General features: G+C 61.4%; 15 protein-coding genes. 8 read left to right on the forward strand and 7 right to left on the reverse strand.

What is annotated here, in order from left to right:
- Nucleotides 1–21: 21 nt before the first annotated feature.
- Genes yfiR through yfiB form a run of 3 tightly spaced genes read left to right on the forward strand, consistent with a single transcriptional unit; the run spans nt 22 to nt 2,343 of the window.
- On the forward strand, nt 22–588 hold the full coding sequence (gene yfiR, locus MJP36_RS06835; protein ID WP_060754426.1) for a regulatory sequestration protein YfiR: 567 nt from the start codon (nt 22–24) through the stop codon (nt 586–588).
- Nucleotides 585–1,847: a diguanylate cyclase DgcN/YfiN gene (dgcN, locus tag MJP36_RS06840; protein WP_060754425.1), complete on the forward strand. Its 1,263-nt coding sequence runs from the start codon at nt 585–587 to the stop codon at nt 1,845–1,847. Before yfiR ends, dgcN begins: the two co-directional genes overlap by 4 nt.
- A 4-nt stretch (nt 1,848–1,851) precedes the next feature.
- The gene (yfiB, locus tag MJP36_RS06845) at nt 1,852–2,343 is read left to right on the forward strand and encodes an outer membrane lipoprotein YfiB (protein ID WP_244385085.1); all 492 of its coding nucleotides are present in this window, start codon (nt 1,852–1,854) and stop codon (nt 2,341–2,343) included.
- Between the two features lie 133 nt (nt 2,344–2,476).
- Here the strand turns inward: yfiB and MJP36_RS06850 are convergent, their stop codons facing one another.
- Nucleotides 2,477–3,424, reverse strand: coding sequence for a LysR family transcriptional regulator (locus MJP36_RS06850; RefSeq protein WP_104994826.1), 948 nt, complete (start codon nt 3,422–3,424; stop codon nt 2,477–2,479).
- A 132-nt stretch (nt 3,425–3,556) separates the two neighbouring features.
- On the opposite strand from MJP36_RS06850, the gene MJP36_RS06855 reads away from it, so the two are divergent.
- Together MJP36_RS06855 and mmsB are read left to right on the forward strand one after the other, a co-directional pair.
- On the forward strand, nt 3,557–5,074 hold the full coding sequence (locus MJP36_RS06855) for a CoA-acylating methylmalonate-semialdehyde dehydrogenase (RefSeq protein WP_060754422.1): 1,518 nt from the start codon (nt 3,557–3,559) through the stop codon (nt 5,072–5,074).
- A 15-nt stretch (nt 5,075–5,089) separates the two neighbouring features.
- Complete coding sequence (mmsB, locus tag MJP36_RS06860; RefSeq protein WP_060754421.1) at nt 5,090–5,977, forward strand: 3-hydroxyisobutyrate dehydrogenase; 888 nt, start codon at nt 5,090–5,092, stop codon at nt 5,975–5,977.
- Between the two features lie 77 nt (nt 5,978–6,054).
- Here mmsB and MJP36_RS06865 read toward each other — a convergent pair whose 3' ends face one another.
- Nucleotides 6,055–6,369, reverse strand: a complete 315-nt coding sequence (locus tag MJP36_RS06865; RefSeq protein WP_244385086.1) for a cupin domain-containing protein — start codon at nt 6,367–6,369, stop codon at nt 6,055–6,057.
- A gap of 239 nt (nt 6,370–6,608) precedes the next feature.
- On the opposite strand from MJP36_RS06865, the gene kynB reads away from it, so the two are divergent.
- Together kynB and kynA are read left to right on the forward strand one after the other, a co-directional pair.
- Nucleotides 6,609–7,259, forward strand: coding sequence for an arylformamidase (gene kynB, locus MJP36_RS06870; RefSeq protein ID WP_244385087.1), 651 nt, complete (start codon nt 6,609–6,611; stop codon nt 7,257–7,259).
- Nucleotides 7,256–8,113, forward strand: coding sequence for a tryptophan 2,3-dioxygenase (gene kynA / locus MJP36_RS06875; RefSeq protein ID WP_060754418.1), 858 nt, complete (start codon nt 7,256–7,258; stop codon nt 8,111–8,113). The genes kynB and kynA overlap by 4 nt, the downstream gene beginning before the upstream one ends.
- Nucleotides 8,114–9,003: 890 nt before the next feature.
- Here kynA and MJP36_RS06880 read toward each other — a convergent pair.
- The 4 genes from MJP36_RS06880 to antA all read right to left on the reverse strand — a co-directional run bounded on the left by MJP36_RS06880 (nt 9,004) and on the right by antA (nt 13,497).
- The gene (locus MJP36_RS06880) at nt 9,004–10,407 is read right to left on the reverse strand and encodes an amino acid permease (RefSeq protein ID WP_060754417.1); all 1,404 of its coding nucleotides are present in this window, start codon (nt 10,405–10,407) and stop codon (nt 9,004–9,006) included.
- A gap of 70 nt (nt 10,408–10,477) precedes the next feature.
- Nucleotides 10,478–11,485, reverse strand: a complete 1,008-nt coding sequence (antC, locus tag MJP36_RS06885; RefSeq protein ID WP_244385088.1) for an anthranilate 1,2-dioxygenase electron transfer component AntC — start codon at nt 11,483–11,485, stop codon at nt 10,478–10,480.
- 129 nt (nt 11,486–11,614) lie between these two features.
- Nucleotides 11,615–12,106: an anthranilate 1,2-dioxygenase small subunit gene (antB, locus tag MJP36_RS06890; RefSeq protein ID WP_060754415.1), complete on the reverse strand. Its 492-nt coding sequence runs from the start codon at nt 12,104–12,106 to the stop codon at nt 11,615–11,617.
- Nucleotides 12,106–13,497: an anthranilate 1,2-dioxygenase large subunit gene (gene antA, locus MJP36_RS06895; protein WP_060754414.1), complete on the reverse strand. Its 1,392-nt coding sequence runs from the start codon at nt 13,495–13,497 to the stop codon at nt 12,106–12,108. The genes antB and antA overlap by 1 nt, the downstream gene beginning before the upstream one ends.
- A 324-nt stretch (nt 13,498–13,821) precedes the next feature.
- Here antA and MJP36_RS06900 point away from each other — a divergent pair, with 324 nt between their 5' ends.
- Nucleotides 13,822–14,802 carry an AraC family transcriptional regulator gene (locus MJP36_RS06900; RefSeq protein ID WP_244385089.1) on the forward strand — a complete coding sequence of 327 codons (981 nt, stop codon included), beginning with the start codon at nt 13,822–13,824 and terminating at the stop codon, nt 14,800–14,802.
- A 106-nt stretch (nt 14,803–14,908) separates the two neighbouring features.
- On the opposite strand, the gene MJP36_RS06905 is transcribed toward MJP36_RS06900, so the two are convergent.
- Nucleotides 14,909–15,787 (reverse strand): LysR family transcriptional regulator, encoded by an 879-nt coding sequence (locus MJP36_RS06905; RefSeq protein ID WP_060754413.1) that lies wholly within the window; start codon nt 15,785–15,787, stop codon nt 14,909–14,911.
- Nucleotides 15,788–15,790: the final 3 nt, after the last annotated feature.

A 15,790-nucleotide genomic window follows, 5' to 3' on the forward strand; every position in this document is an offset into this window, starting at 1 on the left:
AATACCTGAGAGAATCGCTGCATGAACGTGGCTGTCCGGTCCACAGCGCGTAGTTCGAGCTGGAGACGCCTGTTACTGGTAGCGGTACTGTGCCTGCTCGTGCCGTCGGTCTTTGCACAGTCGCCCAGCCCCGCAGATCACCGCGCCCAGGCAGTCACTCAAGTGGTACTCGGCATCCTCAGTTACGCACGCTGGCCGACGGAGCCCGCGCAACTGCGCCTGTGCATCGTCGGCCCCACCCAATACACCGATGACCTGATCAAAGGCACCACCCAGGCCACCGGTCGTCCGGTGGTGGTGCGACGCCTGCTGGCCGATCACCCCGATATCGTCAGTGCCTGCGACGCCGTGTACATCGGCAAGCTCAGCGTCGATGAGCGCACTCGGTTGTTTACTTCATTGATCGGTCACCCGGTGCTCAGCATCAGTGAAGGCGGTGACCAATGCACCGTGGGCAGCCTGTTCTGCCTGCGTGTGGGCGATGAGCAGGTGTCGTTCGAGGTCAACCTGGACTCCGTCGCACGCAGCGGCGTGCGCATTCATCCAAGCGTATTGCAACTATCCCGGCGCCGGGCGCCAGTGCCATGACCGCTATCAAAGTGCGACCGACCCTGCGTTCGGTCATCGGCCGTGGGCACCTGATCCTGGCGTTGGTGGCAGTGACGCTGGCCAGCGTATCCCTGACTCTGCTCGGGGTGTTGGCGCTGCGGGTGTACGCCGATCACAACCTGCACCTGATCGCTCGTTCCATCAATTACACCGTGGAAGCCGCGGTGGTGTTCAACGACAGCGCCGCCGCCACCGAGGCCCTCAGCCTGATCGCCTCCACCGAAGAGGTGGCCCAGGCCGAAGTCTTCGATGCCAACGGGCAGTTGTTGGCGCAGTGGATCCGCCCGGAAACCGGAATGTTGTCGCAGGTTGAACTGGTATTGGCGCGCACCTTGCTCGAACAGCCCATCAGCCAGCCGATCCTGCACCAGGGGCGCATCGTCGGCAGCATTCACGTAGTCGGCCACGGCGGCAGCCTCCTGCGCTTTTTACTCAGCGGCCTGGCCGGCATTTTGATTTGCACCGCCCTCAGCGCCTGGGTGGCCCTGTACCTGGCGCGGCGCCTGTTACGGGGCATCACCCAACCGCTGCAAAGCCTTGCCGCCGTGGCTCACGCTGCCCGCAGCGAGCGCGATTTCGACCGCCGTGTGCCACCGGCGCAAATCGCCGAACTCGACAGCCTGGGCAGCGACTTCAACGCCCTGCTTGGCGAGATGGAAGCCTGGCAGAGCCACTTGCAAAGCGAAAACGAAACCCTCGCCCACCAGGCCAGCCATGACAGCCTCACCGGCCTGCCCAACCGCGCGTTCTTCGAAGGCCGCTTGATCCGTGCCCTGCGCAGCGCCGCCAAGGTTAATGAGCAGGTTGCGGTGTTGTTTCTCGATAGCGACCGCTTCAAAGACATCAACGACAACTTCGGTCATGCGGCGGGTGACGCCGTGCTCGTGGCCGTCGCCGAGCGCGTGCGCGCGCAATTACGGGAGGATGACCTGGTAGCGCGTCTGGGCGGCGATGAGTTCGCGATCCTGCTGGCGCCCTTGCACAAGGCCGAAGATGCCCGGCGCATTGCCGACAAGATCATTGCCAGCATGGACGTGCCGATCCCGCTGCCCGGCGATACCCAAGTAGTGACCTCCCTCAGTATCGGCATTGCCATTTATCCCGAGCATGGCGCCACCCCAGGCACCTTGCTCAATGCCGCCGATGCGGCGATGTACCAGGCCAAACGCATGTCTTCGGGCGGCCAGCAAACGGCGGAGCCGGAGCGCCCCGTCGTCAACATTCAACACAGGAGTTGATCCCTTGTTCTCGACCGCACGTTTTATGTTTATCACCTTGCTGGTGGCACTGCTTGCCCTCGGCGGCTGCCAGACAGCCCCACCCAAGGGCCTGACCCCGGCACAAGTGGCCGTGCTCAAACAACAAGGCTTTGAGCTGGCTGACGACGGCTGGACATTTGGCCTGTCGGGCAAAGTGCTGTTCGGTAGCGATATTGAAAGCCTGAATAAAGCCAGTACCGACATCGTCGAACGCATCGGCAAAGCCCTGGTGGGCGCGGGCATCAACCGCGTGCGCGTGGACGGCCACACCGATGCCTCGGGCAAGGAACCGTACAACCAGCAACTGTCCCTGCGCCGCGCCAAAAGCGTGGGCAACGTGTTGAAGAGCGTGGGCATGAAGGAAGAAAACATCCAGCTACGCGGCCTGGGCAGCAGCGAGCCGGTGGCGCCGAATACCACGGCAGCCGGGCGCACCGAGAATCGGCGGGTATCGATCGTAGTGATCGCCGACTGAGCCTCTTCGATCTGAAATGCAATCAAAGTGTGGGAGGGGGCTTGCTCCCGATAGCAGTGGATCAGCCAACTCATCGGCAACTGACCCACCGCAATCGGGAGCAAGCCCCCTCCCATATTTGAATGGCGAGCCTTTAGTCCGCGAACCTGATCTCCCGCGTCTTGCCCATCAACAACCCCTGATTCTGCTCCGTCACCTCGCGGATGTAGTCCCATAACAGGGTGATCCGCTTCAACTTGCGCAAATCCTCGCGGCAATACATCCAGAACTGGCGGGTGATGGAAATCTGCTCGCCGAGTACCGGCAATAGTCGCGGATCCTGCGCCGCCAGAAAACACGGCAAGATCGCCATCGAACGCCCCTGCTGCGCCGCCACGTACTGCGCAATCACGCTGGTACTGCGCAAGCTGGCGCTGGCGCCAGGCACCACATTCGCCAAGTACAGCAACTCCGAGCTGAACGCCAAGTCGTCCACATAACTGATAAACGGATGCTCAGCCAGATCCGCCGGGCGTTGGATCGGCGGGTGTTGATCGAGGTATTCCTGGGTCGCGTACAGCTGCAATTTGTAGTCGCACAGTTTGCAGCACACATACGGCCCGTGCTCCGGGCGCTCCAAAGCGATGACGATGTCGGCCTCGCGTTTGGACAGGCTGATGAAGTGGGGCAGCGGCAGGATGTCCACCGAGATGGCCGGGTAGGTATCGACGAAGTGGCTCAACTGCGGGGTGACGAAAAAACTGCCGAAGCCTTCGGTGCAGCCCATGCGCACGTGGCCGGACAGCGCCACGCCGGAGCCGGAAACCTGTTCGCAGGCCATGTGCAGAGTGCTTTCGATGGACTCCGCGTAGCCCAGCAAACGCTGGCCCTCGGGGGTGAGCACAAAACCGTTGGTCCGGGATTTTTCGAACAGCAACGTGCCGAGCGACACTTCCAGTGAACTGATGCGCCGCGATACGGTGGTGTAGTCCACCGCCAGGCGCTTGGCGGCCACGCTGGCCTTTCGGGTGCGGGCCACTTCGAGGAAAAACTTCAGGTCATCCCAGTTCAGGGAGCCTAGCGACGTGATGTTTTTTTGCATGTTGGTCCGGCTTTTATGTGCGTTCTTATTAGAGATTTGCACATCTATACTCCAAAAACAGTCCGAACGCCTCATTCTTCAAGGCGATTCAACGCCTTGGTTCTCTGCATAACTATAAGATTTGGAGACCCCATGAACGCTTCCGCCGATATTTCCGTGCAACAGGTCAAGTTGCTGATCAATGGTGAATGGGTCGAGTCCAAGACCACCCACTGGCAAGACATCGTCAACCCGGCCACCCAACAAGTGCTGGCCAAAGTCCCGTTTGCCACCGCTGATGAAGTCAACGCCGCCATCGACGCCGCGCACCGTGCCTTCCAGACCTGGAAGCTGACGCCGATCGGTGCACGCATGCGCATCATGCTCAAGCTGCAAGCCCTGATTCGCGAACATTCCAAGCGCATCGCCGTGGTACTCAGCGCCGAGCAGGGCAAGACCATTGCCGATGCCGAGGGCGATATTTTCCGTGGCCTGGAGGTGGTTGAGCACGCGTGCTCCATCGGCACCCTGCAGATGGGAGAGTTCGCTGAAAACGTCGCCGGTGGCGTCGACACCTACACCCTGCGCCAGCCTATCGGCGTCTGTGCGGGGATTACCCCCTTCAACTTCCCGGCGATGATCCCGTTGTGGATGTTCCCGATGGCGATCGCCTGCGGTAACACCTTCGTCCTCAAACCGTCCGAGCAGGACCCGCTGTCGACCCTGCTGCTGGTGGAGCTGGCGCTGGAAGCCGGTGTACCGGCCGGCGTGCTCAACGTGGTGCACGGCGGCAAGGATGTCGTGGATGCGCTGTGCACCCATAAAGACATCAAGGCCGTGTCCTTCGTCGGTTCGACCGCCGTGGGCACGCATGTGTACGACCTGGCGGGTAAACACGGCAAGCGCGTGCAGTCGATGATGGGGGCCAAGAACCACGCCGTGGTGCTGCCGGACGCCAACCGCGAACACACCCTCAATGCGCTGGTGGGTGCCGGTTTTGGCGCGGCGGGCCAGCGCTGCATGGCCACTTCGGTGGTGGTGCTGGTGGGGGCGTCCAAGCAATGGCTGCCGGATCTCAAGGCGCTGGCACAAAAGCTCAAGGTCAATGCCGGCAGCGAAGCGGGCACTGATGTAGGCCCGGTGATTTCCAAGCGGGCCAAGGCGCGCATCCTGGAGCTGATCGAAAGCGGCGTCAAAGAAGGCGCCAAGCTGGAGCTGGACGGCCGCGACATCCAGGTGCCGGGCTTCGAGCAAGGCAACTTTGTCGGCCCGACCTTGTTCTCGGGCGTGACGACCGATATGCGGATCTACACCGAGGAAATCTTCGGCCCGGTACTGGTGGTGATCGAAGTCGCGACCCTTGATGAAGCCATCGCACTGGTCAACGCCAACCCGTTCGGCAACGGTACCGGGCTGTTCACCCAGAGCGGCGCGGCGGCGCGCAAGTTCCAGAGCGAAATCGATGTGGGCCAGGTCGGCATCAACATCCCGATCCCGGTGCCGGTGCCGTTCTTCAGCTTCACCGGTTCCCGTGGCTCCAAACTCGGCGACCTGGGCCCGTACGGCAAGCAAGTGGTGCAGTTCTACACCCAGACCAAAACCGTGACGAGCCGCTGGTTCGACGACGATACGGTCAACGATGGCGTCAACACCACCATCAACCTGCGCTGATTCCGGGAGACGACCATGAAGATTGCATTTATCGGCCTGGGCAATATGGGCGCGCCCATGGCCCGCAACCTGATCAAGGCCGGCCACGCGCTGAGCCTGTTCGACCTCAACCAGAGCGTGCTCAAGGAACTGGCCGAGCTGGGCGGCACCGTCAGCGACTCGCCACGTCACGCCGCCCAAGGCGCGGAACTGGTGATTACCATGCTGCCGGCCGCTGCTCATGTGCGCAGCGTGTGGCTCAATGATGACGGCGTTTTGGCGGGTATCGGCCAAGGCGTGCCGGCGGTGGATTGCAGCACCATTGACCCACAAACCGCGCGCGATGTTGCCGCTGCGGCTGCCAGGCAAGGCGTGGTGATGGCCGACGCCCCGGTCTCCGGCGGCACCGGTGGCGCCAGTGCCGGCACCCTGACCTTTATGGTCGGCGCCACCCCGGAACTGTTCGCCACCCTGCAACCGGTGCTGGCGCAGATGGGCCGTAATATCGTGCATTGCGGCGACGTCGGCACCGGCCAGATCGCCAAGATCTGCAACAACCTGCTGCTGGGCATCAGCATGGTCGGCGTCAGCGAAGCCATGGCGCTGGGGGATGCGTTGGGCATCGACACTCAGGTGCTGGCGGGCATCATCAACAGCTCCACCGGGCGCTGCTGGAGTTCAGACACCTACAACCCCTGGCCGGGCGTGATCGAAACCGCACCGTCGTCCCGTGGTTACACCGGTGGGTTTGGTGCCGACCTGATGCTCAAGGATCTGGGCCTGGCCACCGAAGCCGCGCGCCAGGCCAAGCAACCTGTGATCCTGGGCGCCGTGGCCCAGCAGTTGTACCAATCGATGAGCCAGCGCGGGGAAGGGGGCAAGGACTTCTCGGCGATCATCAACAGCTATCGCAAGCCCGAGTAGGGCGTTTTCCGGGAGCCTGCCTTTGGCGGCTCCCGGGTTTTTGCGGCTCAAGCAAACACAAAATACTTACGCACCGTCTAGACCACTTCCCACGTCCCCTTCATCCCCGGCTCCACCACAAAGATATCCCCTGCGCGCAGGTGAATCGGTTCCATGCCGTCCGGGGTGATCACGCAGTAGCCTTCCTGAAAGTGGCAGTATTCCCACTTCACATATTCCACATACCACTTGCCCGGTGTGCAGATCCAGGTGCCCATGATCTTGCTGCCATCTTCGCTGGTGTAGGCGTTGAGGTTGACGGTGTGCGGGTCGCCTTCGAGCTTTTCCCATTTACACGCGTCCAGGACCGGCAGTGGGTGGGTGTCGCGCAGTACGGTGATGGGCTTGGACATGATGTCTCCGAGGCAAGGTAGGGAAAGCTCAACCCTACGGCCTTGGGCGCTGCACCAGTGGTCTGAACTCGACATCGGGATGCCCAGAAGCGCAGCCGTGTTTATTTGATATAACCCACCGTCAATCCGCTTTTTCCTCGCAGTAAGTGCGAAAGATTTCCCGCCTCACGCCAGAATTCGCAAGAAAATTCGCAGCAGGCCCTCGTATCATTCACCGCATAACGAGTGAGAGCCTTGCGATGAACCCAATAAAAACGTGGTGGGATATCAGCCCACCCTTGAGCACGGCGACCCCGACCTGGCCGGGTGACACGCCATTCCAGGAAGAGCGCGTGTGGCAGTTCGGCCCGGAGTGCCCGGTGAACGTCGGGCGCGTCACCCTGTCACCGCACACGGGCGCCCATGTGGACGCGCCACTGCATTACAGCGCGGACGGCGCACCCATTGGCGAGGTGTCGCTGGAGGTGTACATGGGCGCGTGCCGTGTGCTGCATTGCCTGGACAGCGGCGCGCTGGTGCAGCCGCATCAGTTGGACGGGCGTGTGGATAACTTGCCGGAGCGCGTGTTGCTGCGTACTTATGCACAGGCGCCGCTGACTGAGTGGGATTCGAACTTCACCGCCATCGCCCCGCAAACCATCGAACGACTGGCCGGGCTGGGAGTACGTCTGATCGGTATCGACACCCCGTCCCTGGACCCGCAACAATCCAAGACCATGGATGCCCATAACGCCGTGGCGCGCCATGGCATGGCGATTCTCGAAGGCATCGTGCTCGATGACGTACCGGAGGGCGACTACGAGTTGATCGCGTTGCCGCTGCGGTTTGCCAACCTCGACGCGAGCCCGGTTCGCGCCATTCTCCGCCCGCTCAAGGAGCCCACGCGATGAGCCAATGCCCTTTCTCGCCTGATTACCAACCCCCGGAAGAATGGCACAACGCCGAACTGAATTTTTCCGAGTCCATGAGTTACGGCGATTACCTGGACCTGGGCAAAGTCCTCAGCGCCCAGCATCCGCTGTCGCCGGACCACAACGAAATGCTCTTCATCATCCAGCACCAGACGTCCGAGCTGTGGATGAAGTTGATGCTCCACGAACTCAAGGCCGCCCGTGAACACGTGCGCCTGGGCCAACTGCCGCCGGCGTTCAAGATGCTGGCGCGGGTGTCGCGGATCTTTGATCAACTGGTACATGCCTGGGCGGTGCTGGCGACGATGACGCCGTCGGAGTACAAGGCGATCCGTCCGTTCCTGGGCCAGTCGTCGGGGTTCCAGTCGTTCCAGTACCGCGAGATCGAATTCATCCTCGGCAACAAAAGCGCGGCGCTGTTGCGGCCCCACGCTCATCGGCCTGAGTTGTTGAACGAGTTGAAAGTGGCGATTGCCACGCCGTCGCTGTATGACGAGGCGATCAACCTGATGGTCAAGGCCGGCCTGGCGATTGACCCGAAACGCGCCGAGCGCGACCCGACGGCGGCGACGGTTCACGATGAGTCGGTGGAAGCGGCCTGGCGTGAGGTCTACCGCGATCCGAACCGCTACTGGGACCTGTATCAGTTGGCCGAGAAGTTTATCGACCTGGAGGATTCGTTCCGCCAGTGGCGCTTTCGGCATGTGACCACGGTGGAGCGGATTATCGGTTTCCAGCCCGGCACCGGCGGTACCGAAGGCGTGGGCTATTTGCGCAAGATGCTCGATACTGTGCTGTTCCCCGAGTTGTGGCGAGTGCGTTCAACGCTATGAACCGGAGCTGATCGTTCCCACGCGGAGCGTGGGAACGATCATGACTGCGTCACGGCTACTTTCGCGTTTGATCGTCCCCACGCTCTGCGTGGGAACGCAGGCTGTGACGCTCCGCGTCACGTCTCTGAAGGCGGACGCAGAGCGTCCTGGGCGGCATTCCCACGCGGAGCGTGGGAACGATCATGACTGTGCCACGGCTACTTTCGCGTTTGATCGTCCCCACGCTCTGCGTGGGAACGCAGGTTGTGACGCTCCGCGTCACGTCTCTAGAGGCGGACGCAGAGCGTCCAGGGAGGCATTCCCACGCGGAGCGTGGGAACGATCATGACTGTGCCACGGCTACTTTCGCGTTTGATCGTCCCCACGCTCTGCGTGGGAACGCAGGCTGTGACGCTCCGCGTCACGTCTCTGAAGGCGGACGCAGAGCGTCCTGGGCGGCATTCCCACGCGGAGCGTGGGAACGATAATGACTGCGTCACGGCTACTTTCGCGTTTGATCGTCCCCACGCTCTGCGTGGGAACGCAGGTTGTGACGCTCCGCGTCACGCCTCTGAAGGCGGACGCAGAACGTCCTGGGCGGCATTCCCACGCGGAGCATGGGAACGATCATGACTGCGTCACGGCTACTTTCGCGTTTGATCGTCCCCACGCTCTGCGTGGGAACGCAGGTTGTGACGCTCCGCGTCGCGTCTCTGAAGGCGGACGCAGAGCGTCCAGGGCGGCATTCCCACGCGGAGCGTGGGAACGATCATGACTGCGTCACGGCTACTTTCGCATTTGACCGTCCCCATGCTCTGCGTGGGAACGCAGGTTGTGACGCTCCGCGTCACGTCTCTGAAGGCGGACGCAGAGCGTCCTGGGCGGCATTCCCACGCGGAGCGTGGGAACGATCATGACTGCGTCACGGCTACTTTCGCGTTTCTGATCCGCAACCGGTAGGCAATGTAGATAATCCCCACCCACACCGGCATCGCATACACCGACTCGCTGATCCCAGGAATCGCCAGCATGACACTGATGATCATCACCATGAACGCCAGGCACAGGTAGTTGCTGAACGGGAACCAGAAGGTCTTGAACGACGGTGTCAGGCCCTGTTCACCCATGGCCTTGCGGAACTTGATGTGGGTGATGCTGATCAGCGCCCAATTGATCATCAACGAGGCAACCACCAGCGCAAACAGCAACTCCAGGGCACTTTTCGGGGCGACGTAGTTGACCACCACACACAGCATCGTCACCAGGGCCGAAATCGCCAGGGCGCGGATCGGCACGCCTTGCTTGTTGAGCTTCATCAGCGACTTCGGCGCGTCGCCTTGCTCGGCCAGGCCGAACAGCATGCGGCTGTTGCAGTACACACCGCTGTTGTACACCGACAGCGCCGCCGTCAGCACCACGAAGTTGAGAATGTGCGCGGCCGTGTCGTTGCCGATCAGCGAGAAGATCTGCACAAACGGGCTGCCGCTATAGGCATCGCCCGAGGCACCGAGGGTTTGCAGCAGCTGGTCCCAGGGGTACAGCGACAGCAGTACGGTCAGGGCGCCGACGTAGAAAATCAGGATCCGGTACACCACCTGGTTGATGGCTTTCGGGATTACCTTGCGCGGCTCACTGGCTTCGGCGGCGGTAATACCCACCAACTCCAGGCCGCCGAACGAGAACATGATGAAGGCCATGGACATCAGCAGCCCCATGCCGCCATTCGGGAAGAAACCACCGTGGCTCCACAGATTGCTGACGCTCGCCTGCGGGCCGCCGCTGCCGCTGAACAGCAGGTAGCAGCCGAGCACGATCATGCCGACAATCGCCACCACCTTGATGATCGCAAACCAGAATTCGGCCTCACCGAAGAACTTCACGTTCAGGGTGTTGATCAGGTTCACCGCGACAAAGAACACCAGCGCACTGACCCAGGTCGGGATCTCGGGCCACCAGAACTGGATGTACTTGCCCACCGCCGTCAGTTCGGCCATGCCCACCAGGACGTAGAGCACCCAGTAGTTCCAGCCGGCCAGGAAGCCTGCGTAACCGCCCCAGTATTTATGCGCGAAGTGGCTGAAGGAACCGGCCACGGGCTCCTCGACGATCATCTCGCCGAGCTGGCGCATGATCAGGAATGCGATAAAACCGGCAATCGCGTAACCGAGGATCATCGACGGCCCCGCCGACTTGAGTACCCCGGCCGAGCCGAGGAACAACCCCGTGCCAATCGCCCCTCCCAAGGCGATCAGCTGAATATGCCGGTTCTTCAGGCCACGCTTGAGGCCCACCGGGTTAACCATGTCATCCGCCATTAACATTCCCTTCTGCTTGTTTTTCTTAGGGTAAGTGCACGCCGCATCCGCCCCTCAGAAGTACTGAGGGTCAGATATTACTCTGCGTGAACTTTTCGTAATACAGCTGAACGTCGTTAAGCGCCTGATCCGTCAGCCATTGTTGGATGGATTCGACCATTGGAGGGGGGCCGCACAGGTACATATCGGCCGATCTGTCCCGTAATTCGGCCAGGTCGAAATGCTCGGTGAGGTAGCCGCGCTTGCCAGGCCACTCGGGGGACGGGTCACTCAAGACCTCGGTGTAGCGAAAATCAGCGATTTTCGAGGCATAACTCTGAATACGCGCCGCTTCGCACAAATCTTCGGCGCCGCGCACACCGTAATACAGATGCACCGGTTGCTCACAACCGTTGGCGACCAGCTCATCGAGCATGCCTAGTAACGCCGACAGCCCGGTACCGCCGGCTACCAGCACCAGCGGCTGAGTGACGTGCCTGAGGTAGAACGCCCCCAAGGGCGCTTCCATCAGCACTTCATCACCGACCTGGCAGCGCTCGCGCAAGTAGTTGCTCATCACCCCTTCCGGCAGCAGGCGCACCAGGAATTGCAGCGTCTTGCCCGCACGGTTGGCGAAGGAGTAAGAACGCCAACTGTCGGTGCCGGGCACCGCCAGGCGGGCGTATTGGCCGGGCAGGAAATCCAGGTGTTGATCAAGCTGCACCTGCAGGATCGCGGTGCTGGCCGACACCTGCTGCACCGCGCTGACTGTGCCGCGCACCTGCACCGGCCCCGCAGCGTTGCACAGGCTTGAGTCAAAATCGAAATAGAACGTTGCATCGGACTTCACCCTGGTCTGGCAACTGAGCATCTTGCGCTGTTGCAGGTCGAGGCTGGAAAGCGCCTCGTCGTCCACATAGTCCTGGGTGTATTCGCCGGACTCGCAACGTCCCTGGCAGGTACCACAGACGCCTTCGCGGCAATCCAGCGGGATCTTGATGCCGTTGCGCAAGGCCGCATCCAGCAGGATTTCATGGGCGCCTACGGGAAAGAACAAGGTCTTGCCGTCGGCAAAACTGAAGGCCACTTTGTGATTCATCCATTGTGCTCCACATCAGCATGCGAACTTGTAGTGAGCGGGCTTGCCCCGCGCTGGGCTGCATAGCGGCCCCAAAAAACAGGAGCGCTGCGCACTCCAGCGCGGGGCAAGCCCGCTCACTACACGTGGTTAGAGGTGATAGAAATCCAGCACCGAGTTGATGGTGTCGTTGAGCAGCAACGTGTGTTTGCGCATGATCAACCAGCTGTCGCCATGGGGTTTGAGGCGATATGTAGCGTGCCCGTAAAACTGCTCCGATGTGGCCAGGCGGTAGAACAGCGTGTGCCAGTTCAAGCGCACCTCCAACGTGCCGTCCGCCTGCTCGGCAATCCGCACGTTATTGATCAGGTGCAAGGTGCGTGGCATCGGGGTCGCCGAAGCCGCCTTGCCGGTACGCAAGCGGAACACGCGGTCTTCCAGGCCCGAACGGTTGGCGTAATAGATCAACGACATCTCCCGCTTGGGGTCGCGGGTATAGACGTGTTCCGAATCCCATTGCGGCAGGTGGAATTCGCTTTGCGGGTCGAACAACTGCACATAGGCGTCCCAATCCTGGGCGTCGCACAGTTCGGACTTGCGGTAGAAAAATTGCTCGATCCGGTACTGCAATTGCGCGTTCATCAGTTCACCTCCCGCAGTTTCAAGGCTTTTTGATCGAGCCCGTTGAGCAGGAACTGCTGCCAGTTGCGGTGCTGGTTCACATACAAACCTTCGTGGGTAAATTCGGTGCCGGTCATGGCCGGTTGGATGCCGATGGCCTCGCTGTTCGGCGTCGGCCCGGTTTCCCAGCGATGGCTGCCGCGGGAAATATCACTCCAGCGTTCCAGGCGGCCCTGGAAACCGCGCTGGGCTTCGCGGAACTCCACCAGGTCATCCGGGGTGCCCATGCCGGACACGTTGAAGAAGTCTTCGAACTGGCGGATGCGGTTTTCACGGTCGGCGTCAGACTCGTGCTTCACCCCCAGGCACTGGCTGATGATCTCGGTCTTGTTCCACGCCACCGGGCGGATGATGCGCAGCTGCGAGCTGATCTGGTCGAGGAAGAACAGGCTCGGGTAGATATTCAGGTTGCGCAGGCGGTGCATCATCCACTCGGCCTTTTGCTGGCCGTGTTCGGACACCAGGCGCGGCATGATGGTGGCGTAGCCGGAGCGCACGCTGGGGTTGGGCATATCGCTGAACAGCACGCTGTGGCCATTGTTGAAGGCGAACCAGCCGTCATCGGTATTCGCGTCGCCGGCACCGAGCTTGCTGTAGTCCAGGGTGGCGGCAGACCCGCTGCCGTTCTCGGTATTCACTTGTTGGCGATGCTGCACCGTGGCCACGTAGTTGTAGTGCACGGTGCTGACGTGATAACCGTCCAGGCCGTTCTCGTTCTGCAGCTTCCAGTTGCCGTCATAGGTGTAGGCGGACTTGCCCGGCAGCACTTCCAGCTCCCCGGTGGCCGACTGGGCGACCATCATGTCGAAGAACACTTTGGCATCGCCGAGGAAGTCTTCCAGGCTGTCGCTGCCATTCACGTCCAGGCTGATAAACACGAAGCCCTTGTAGCTCTCGATACGTGCCTTTTTCAGTCCGCGCGTGGCCTTGTCGAAACCCTCCGGGTATTCCCCTGGCGCCTTGACCTTCACCAACCGGCCGTCGCTCTTGTAGCACCAGGCATGGAAGGGGCAGGTGAAGGTGGATTGGTTGCCTTTGCCGACCCGCGTCAGGGTCGTGCCGCGATGCTGGCAGGCGTTGATCAGTGCATTGAGCTGGCCTTCGCCGTCGCGGGTGATGATCATCGGCTGGCGCCCGGCGCGCATCGTCACGAAGTCGTGGTTGTTGGCCAGTTCGCTTTCGTGGCAGGCATAGATCCAGTTCTTTTCGAAGATCAGTTCCATCTCCAGGTCGAACAGTTGCGGCTCGGTGAACATGTCGCGGGCGATGCGGAACACTTCATCCACCGGGCGAAAATCCAGGCAGCCTTCAATAAATGTTTTCCACTGCTCGACGCTTCTTGCACCACTCATGGGAGGCACCTTTTTGATAGGGCTAATCGGTGGTTTATTAGAGGCAGCAGGGCAGGGCGTGGGCTATCCGCTTAATGGGGGAACCTGCTCCGGAAAATTGCCCCGGATAAGTGGGCAGCAAATACCCAACCCAGTGCATGGCGGTGACGGGATGCGCTACTGTCTTGCAGGGCGATGGTCGCAAAAGCCGGCCGCTTATCCACTTAGTCGTCCATTGCTATCCACCCGCTGGCAATTGCGCGGGCGTGGCGCATTACTTGCTGTCAAACCACAACGACGCGCCGCCAGAGCGCGCAAATGCCTAACCGCCGTGGGTGCACCCTGATGAGCAGCCAAACGATTCAACGCTTCGACCTGGAAGGCGCCCGCAGCTGGATGTCCGGTATTTGCGGGCCGCATCGCCTGGTGACGGCCACGCCCGAACGCCTGCGCTTCCATCACAGCGCCAATGTGCTCAAGTCCCGCGCCACCACCCTGGGCGTGATCGAATACGGCACGGATGTGACTATCGACATCGAAGACGCCGAGCACTTCAGCAGCTATAGCCTCAGCCTGCCATTGGTGGGCGAGCAAGAGTTGAGCAAGAACGGTGAGCGCCTGAGCTCCAATCGCGACCAAGGGGTGATCATCTCGCCCAACGAGCATCAGGTACTGGCGATTTCCGGTGATTGCCGCAAGTTGCAGGTCGTGATTACGCGGGCGGCGATGAGTGAGTCGCTGGAGGGGCTGCTGCAACGGCCGATTGAGGCACCGCTGCGTTTTGAGTCGGTGATGGACGCGGTGGAGGGCGCCTCGGCATCCTGGTGGCGCATGGCGCGCTACTTCATTGCGGAGCTGGAGCACAGCAGCGAATTGTATGAGCAGACGGCGTTTACCCGGGACCTGGAAAGCTCGTTGATCAAGGGGTTGATCCTGGCCCAGCCGAATAATTACTCCGAAGAATTGCGCGACGTGCTCGGGGTGAAACTGCCGCACTATCTGATCCGTGCTCGGCAATACATCCACGACAATGCCCGCGAAGCGGTGCACCTGGAAGATTTGGAAACCGCCGCGGGTGTCTCCCGGTTCAAGCTGTTCGACGCTTTCCGCAAGTACTTTGCCCTGTCGCCCATGGCCTATCTGAAAAAATACCGGCTGGGCGCGGTGCGCCAGGAAATCCTCGAACACGGCGCTACCCGCACCATTTCCGAAATCGCCCTGGGCTGGGGCTTCACCCACCTGGGGCGGTTTGCGGCGGAGTATCGCAAGCTGTTCGATGAGTCGCCGAGCCAGACCCAGCAGCGCAAGCGGATGCGCAGTCTATGAAGCCCATGAAGATCCAATGTGAGAGGAGGCTTGCTCCCGATGGCGGGGTACCAGTCGATACAGCGTTGACTGAACCACCGCTATCGGGAGCAAGCCCCCTCCCACATTAGTTTGTCAACGCTTCCACCAGTTGCAGGCAATGACTGAGCCCAGGCGACTGGTCATTCACCCGCCGGCTGAGAATGATCGGCGAGGTCGCGGTGCTTTCCACTATCGGTGTGTAGCCGATATCGGCGCGGTGCAGCACCTGCACCGAGGCCGGTACCAGCGTCACGCCCATGCCTGCGCCGACCAGGCCGATGGCGGTCTGCAGTTCGTTGGTCCATTGCGCAACCTTGAGGCTCAAACCCTGCGCATCGAACAGTGCGATCACATGGTCGGCATAGCTGGGGCGCGGGTTGCCGGGGTAGAGCACGAAAGGTTCGGCGGCCAATTGAGCGAGGGTCGCGGGCGCGTCGAGCAACGGGTGGCCGGCCGGCAGCACGGCCACCAGCCGATCTTCCACCAGCACACGCTGGACGATGGCCGGGTCGTCGATGCGAATACGCCCGAAGCCCACATCAATGCGCCCTGCCTTGAGGGCTTCGACCTGCTGCAAGGTGGTCATCTCCGACAACCCCAGCTCCAGTTCCAGCGTCTCGTGATTGCGCAGCCGGCGGATCAATTCCGGCAGCACGCCATACAGGGTCGACGGTGCAAAGCCGATGCCCAGCCAGGTTTTCTCGCCCAGGCCGATGCGCCGCGTGTTGTCGCAGACCGTGTTCAACTGCTCCAGCAGCACCTTGGCGTGCTCATAGAAAAACCGTCCGGCTTCGGTCAGCCGCAGCGGCCGGCCGCGCTCCAGCAGCGTCACGCCCAGCTCATCTTCCAACTGCTGGATCTGCCGGCTCAGGGGCGGCTGGGCAATGTGCAGGCGTTCGGCGGCGCGGGTGAAGTTCAGGGTTTCACCCAGTACCCGGAAATAGCGCAGATGACGCAGTTCCATATC

The organism is Pseudomonas palleroniana (assembly GCF_022836895.1).
In the GTDB taxonomy this organism is placed as follows: Bacteria; Pseudomonadota; Gammaproteobacteria; order Pseudomonadales; family Pseudomonadaceae; genus Aquipseudomonas; species Aquipseudomonas palleroniana.

What these genes read in the sequence shown, in the direction of transcription:
- yfiR (WP_060754426.1), top strand. Translation starts at nt 22, where the DNA reads ATGAACGTGGCTGTCCGGTCCACAGCGCGTAGTTCGAGCTGGAGACGC.
- dgcN (WP_060754425.1), top strand. Translation starts at nt 585, where the DNA reads ATGACCGCTATCAAAGTGCGACCGACCCTGCGTTCGGTCATCGGCCGT.
- MJP36_RS06850 (WP_104994826.1), bottom strand. Translation starts at nt 3,424, where the DNA reads ATGCAAAAAAACATCACGTCGCTAGGCTCCCTGAACTGGGATGACCTG.
- MJP36_RS06855 (WP_060754422.1), top strand. Translation starts at nt 3,557, where the DNA reads ATGAACGCTTCCGCCGATATTTCCGTGCAACAGGTCAAGTTGCTGATC.
- mmsB (WP_060754421.1), top strand. Translation starts at nt 5,090, where the DNA reads ATGAAGATTGCATTTATCGGCCTGGGCAATATGGGCGCGCCCATGGCC.
- MJP36_RS06865 (WP_244385086.1), bottom strand. Translation starts at nt 6,369, where the DNA reads ATGTCCAAGCCCATCACCGTACTGCGCGACACCCACCCACTGCCGGTC.
- kynB (WP_244385087.1), top strand. Translation starts at nt 6,609, where the DNA reads ATGAACCCAATAAAAACGTGGTGGGATATCAGCCCACCCTTGAGCACG.
- kynA (WP_060754418.1), top strand. Translation starts at nt 7,256, where the DNA reads ATGAGCCAATGCCCTTTCTCGCCTGATTACCAACCCCCGGAAGAATGG.
- MJP36_RS06880 (WP_060754417.1), bottom strand. Translation starts at nt 10,407, where the DNA reads ATGGCGGATGACATGGTTAACCCGGTGGGCCTCAAGCGTGGCCTGAAG.
- antC (WP_244385088.1), bottom strand. Translation starts at nt 11,485, where the DNA reads ATGAATCACAAAGTGGCCTTCAGTTTTGCCGACGGCAAGACCTTGTTC.
- antB (WP_060754415.1), bottom strand. Translation starts at nt 12,106, where the DNA reads ATGAACGCGCAATTGCAGTACCGGATCGAGCAATTTTTCTACCGCAAG.
- antA (WP_060754414.1), bottom strand. Translation starts at nt 13,497, where the DNA reads ATGAGTGGTGCAAGAAGCGTCGAGCAGTGGAAAACATTTATTGAAGGC.
- MJP36_RS06900 (WP_244385089.1), top strand. Translation starts at nt 13,822, where the DNA reads ATGAGCAGCCAAACGATTCAACGCTTCGACCTGGAAGGCGCCCGCAGC.
- MJP36_RS06905 (WP_060754413.1), bottom strand. Translation starts at nt 15,787, where the DNA reads ATGGAACTGCGTCATCTGCGCTATTTCCGGGTACTGGGTGAAACCCTG.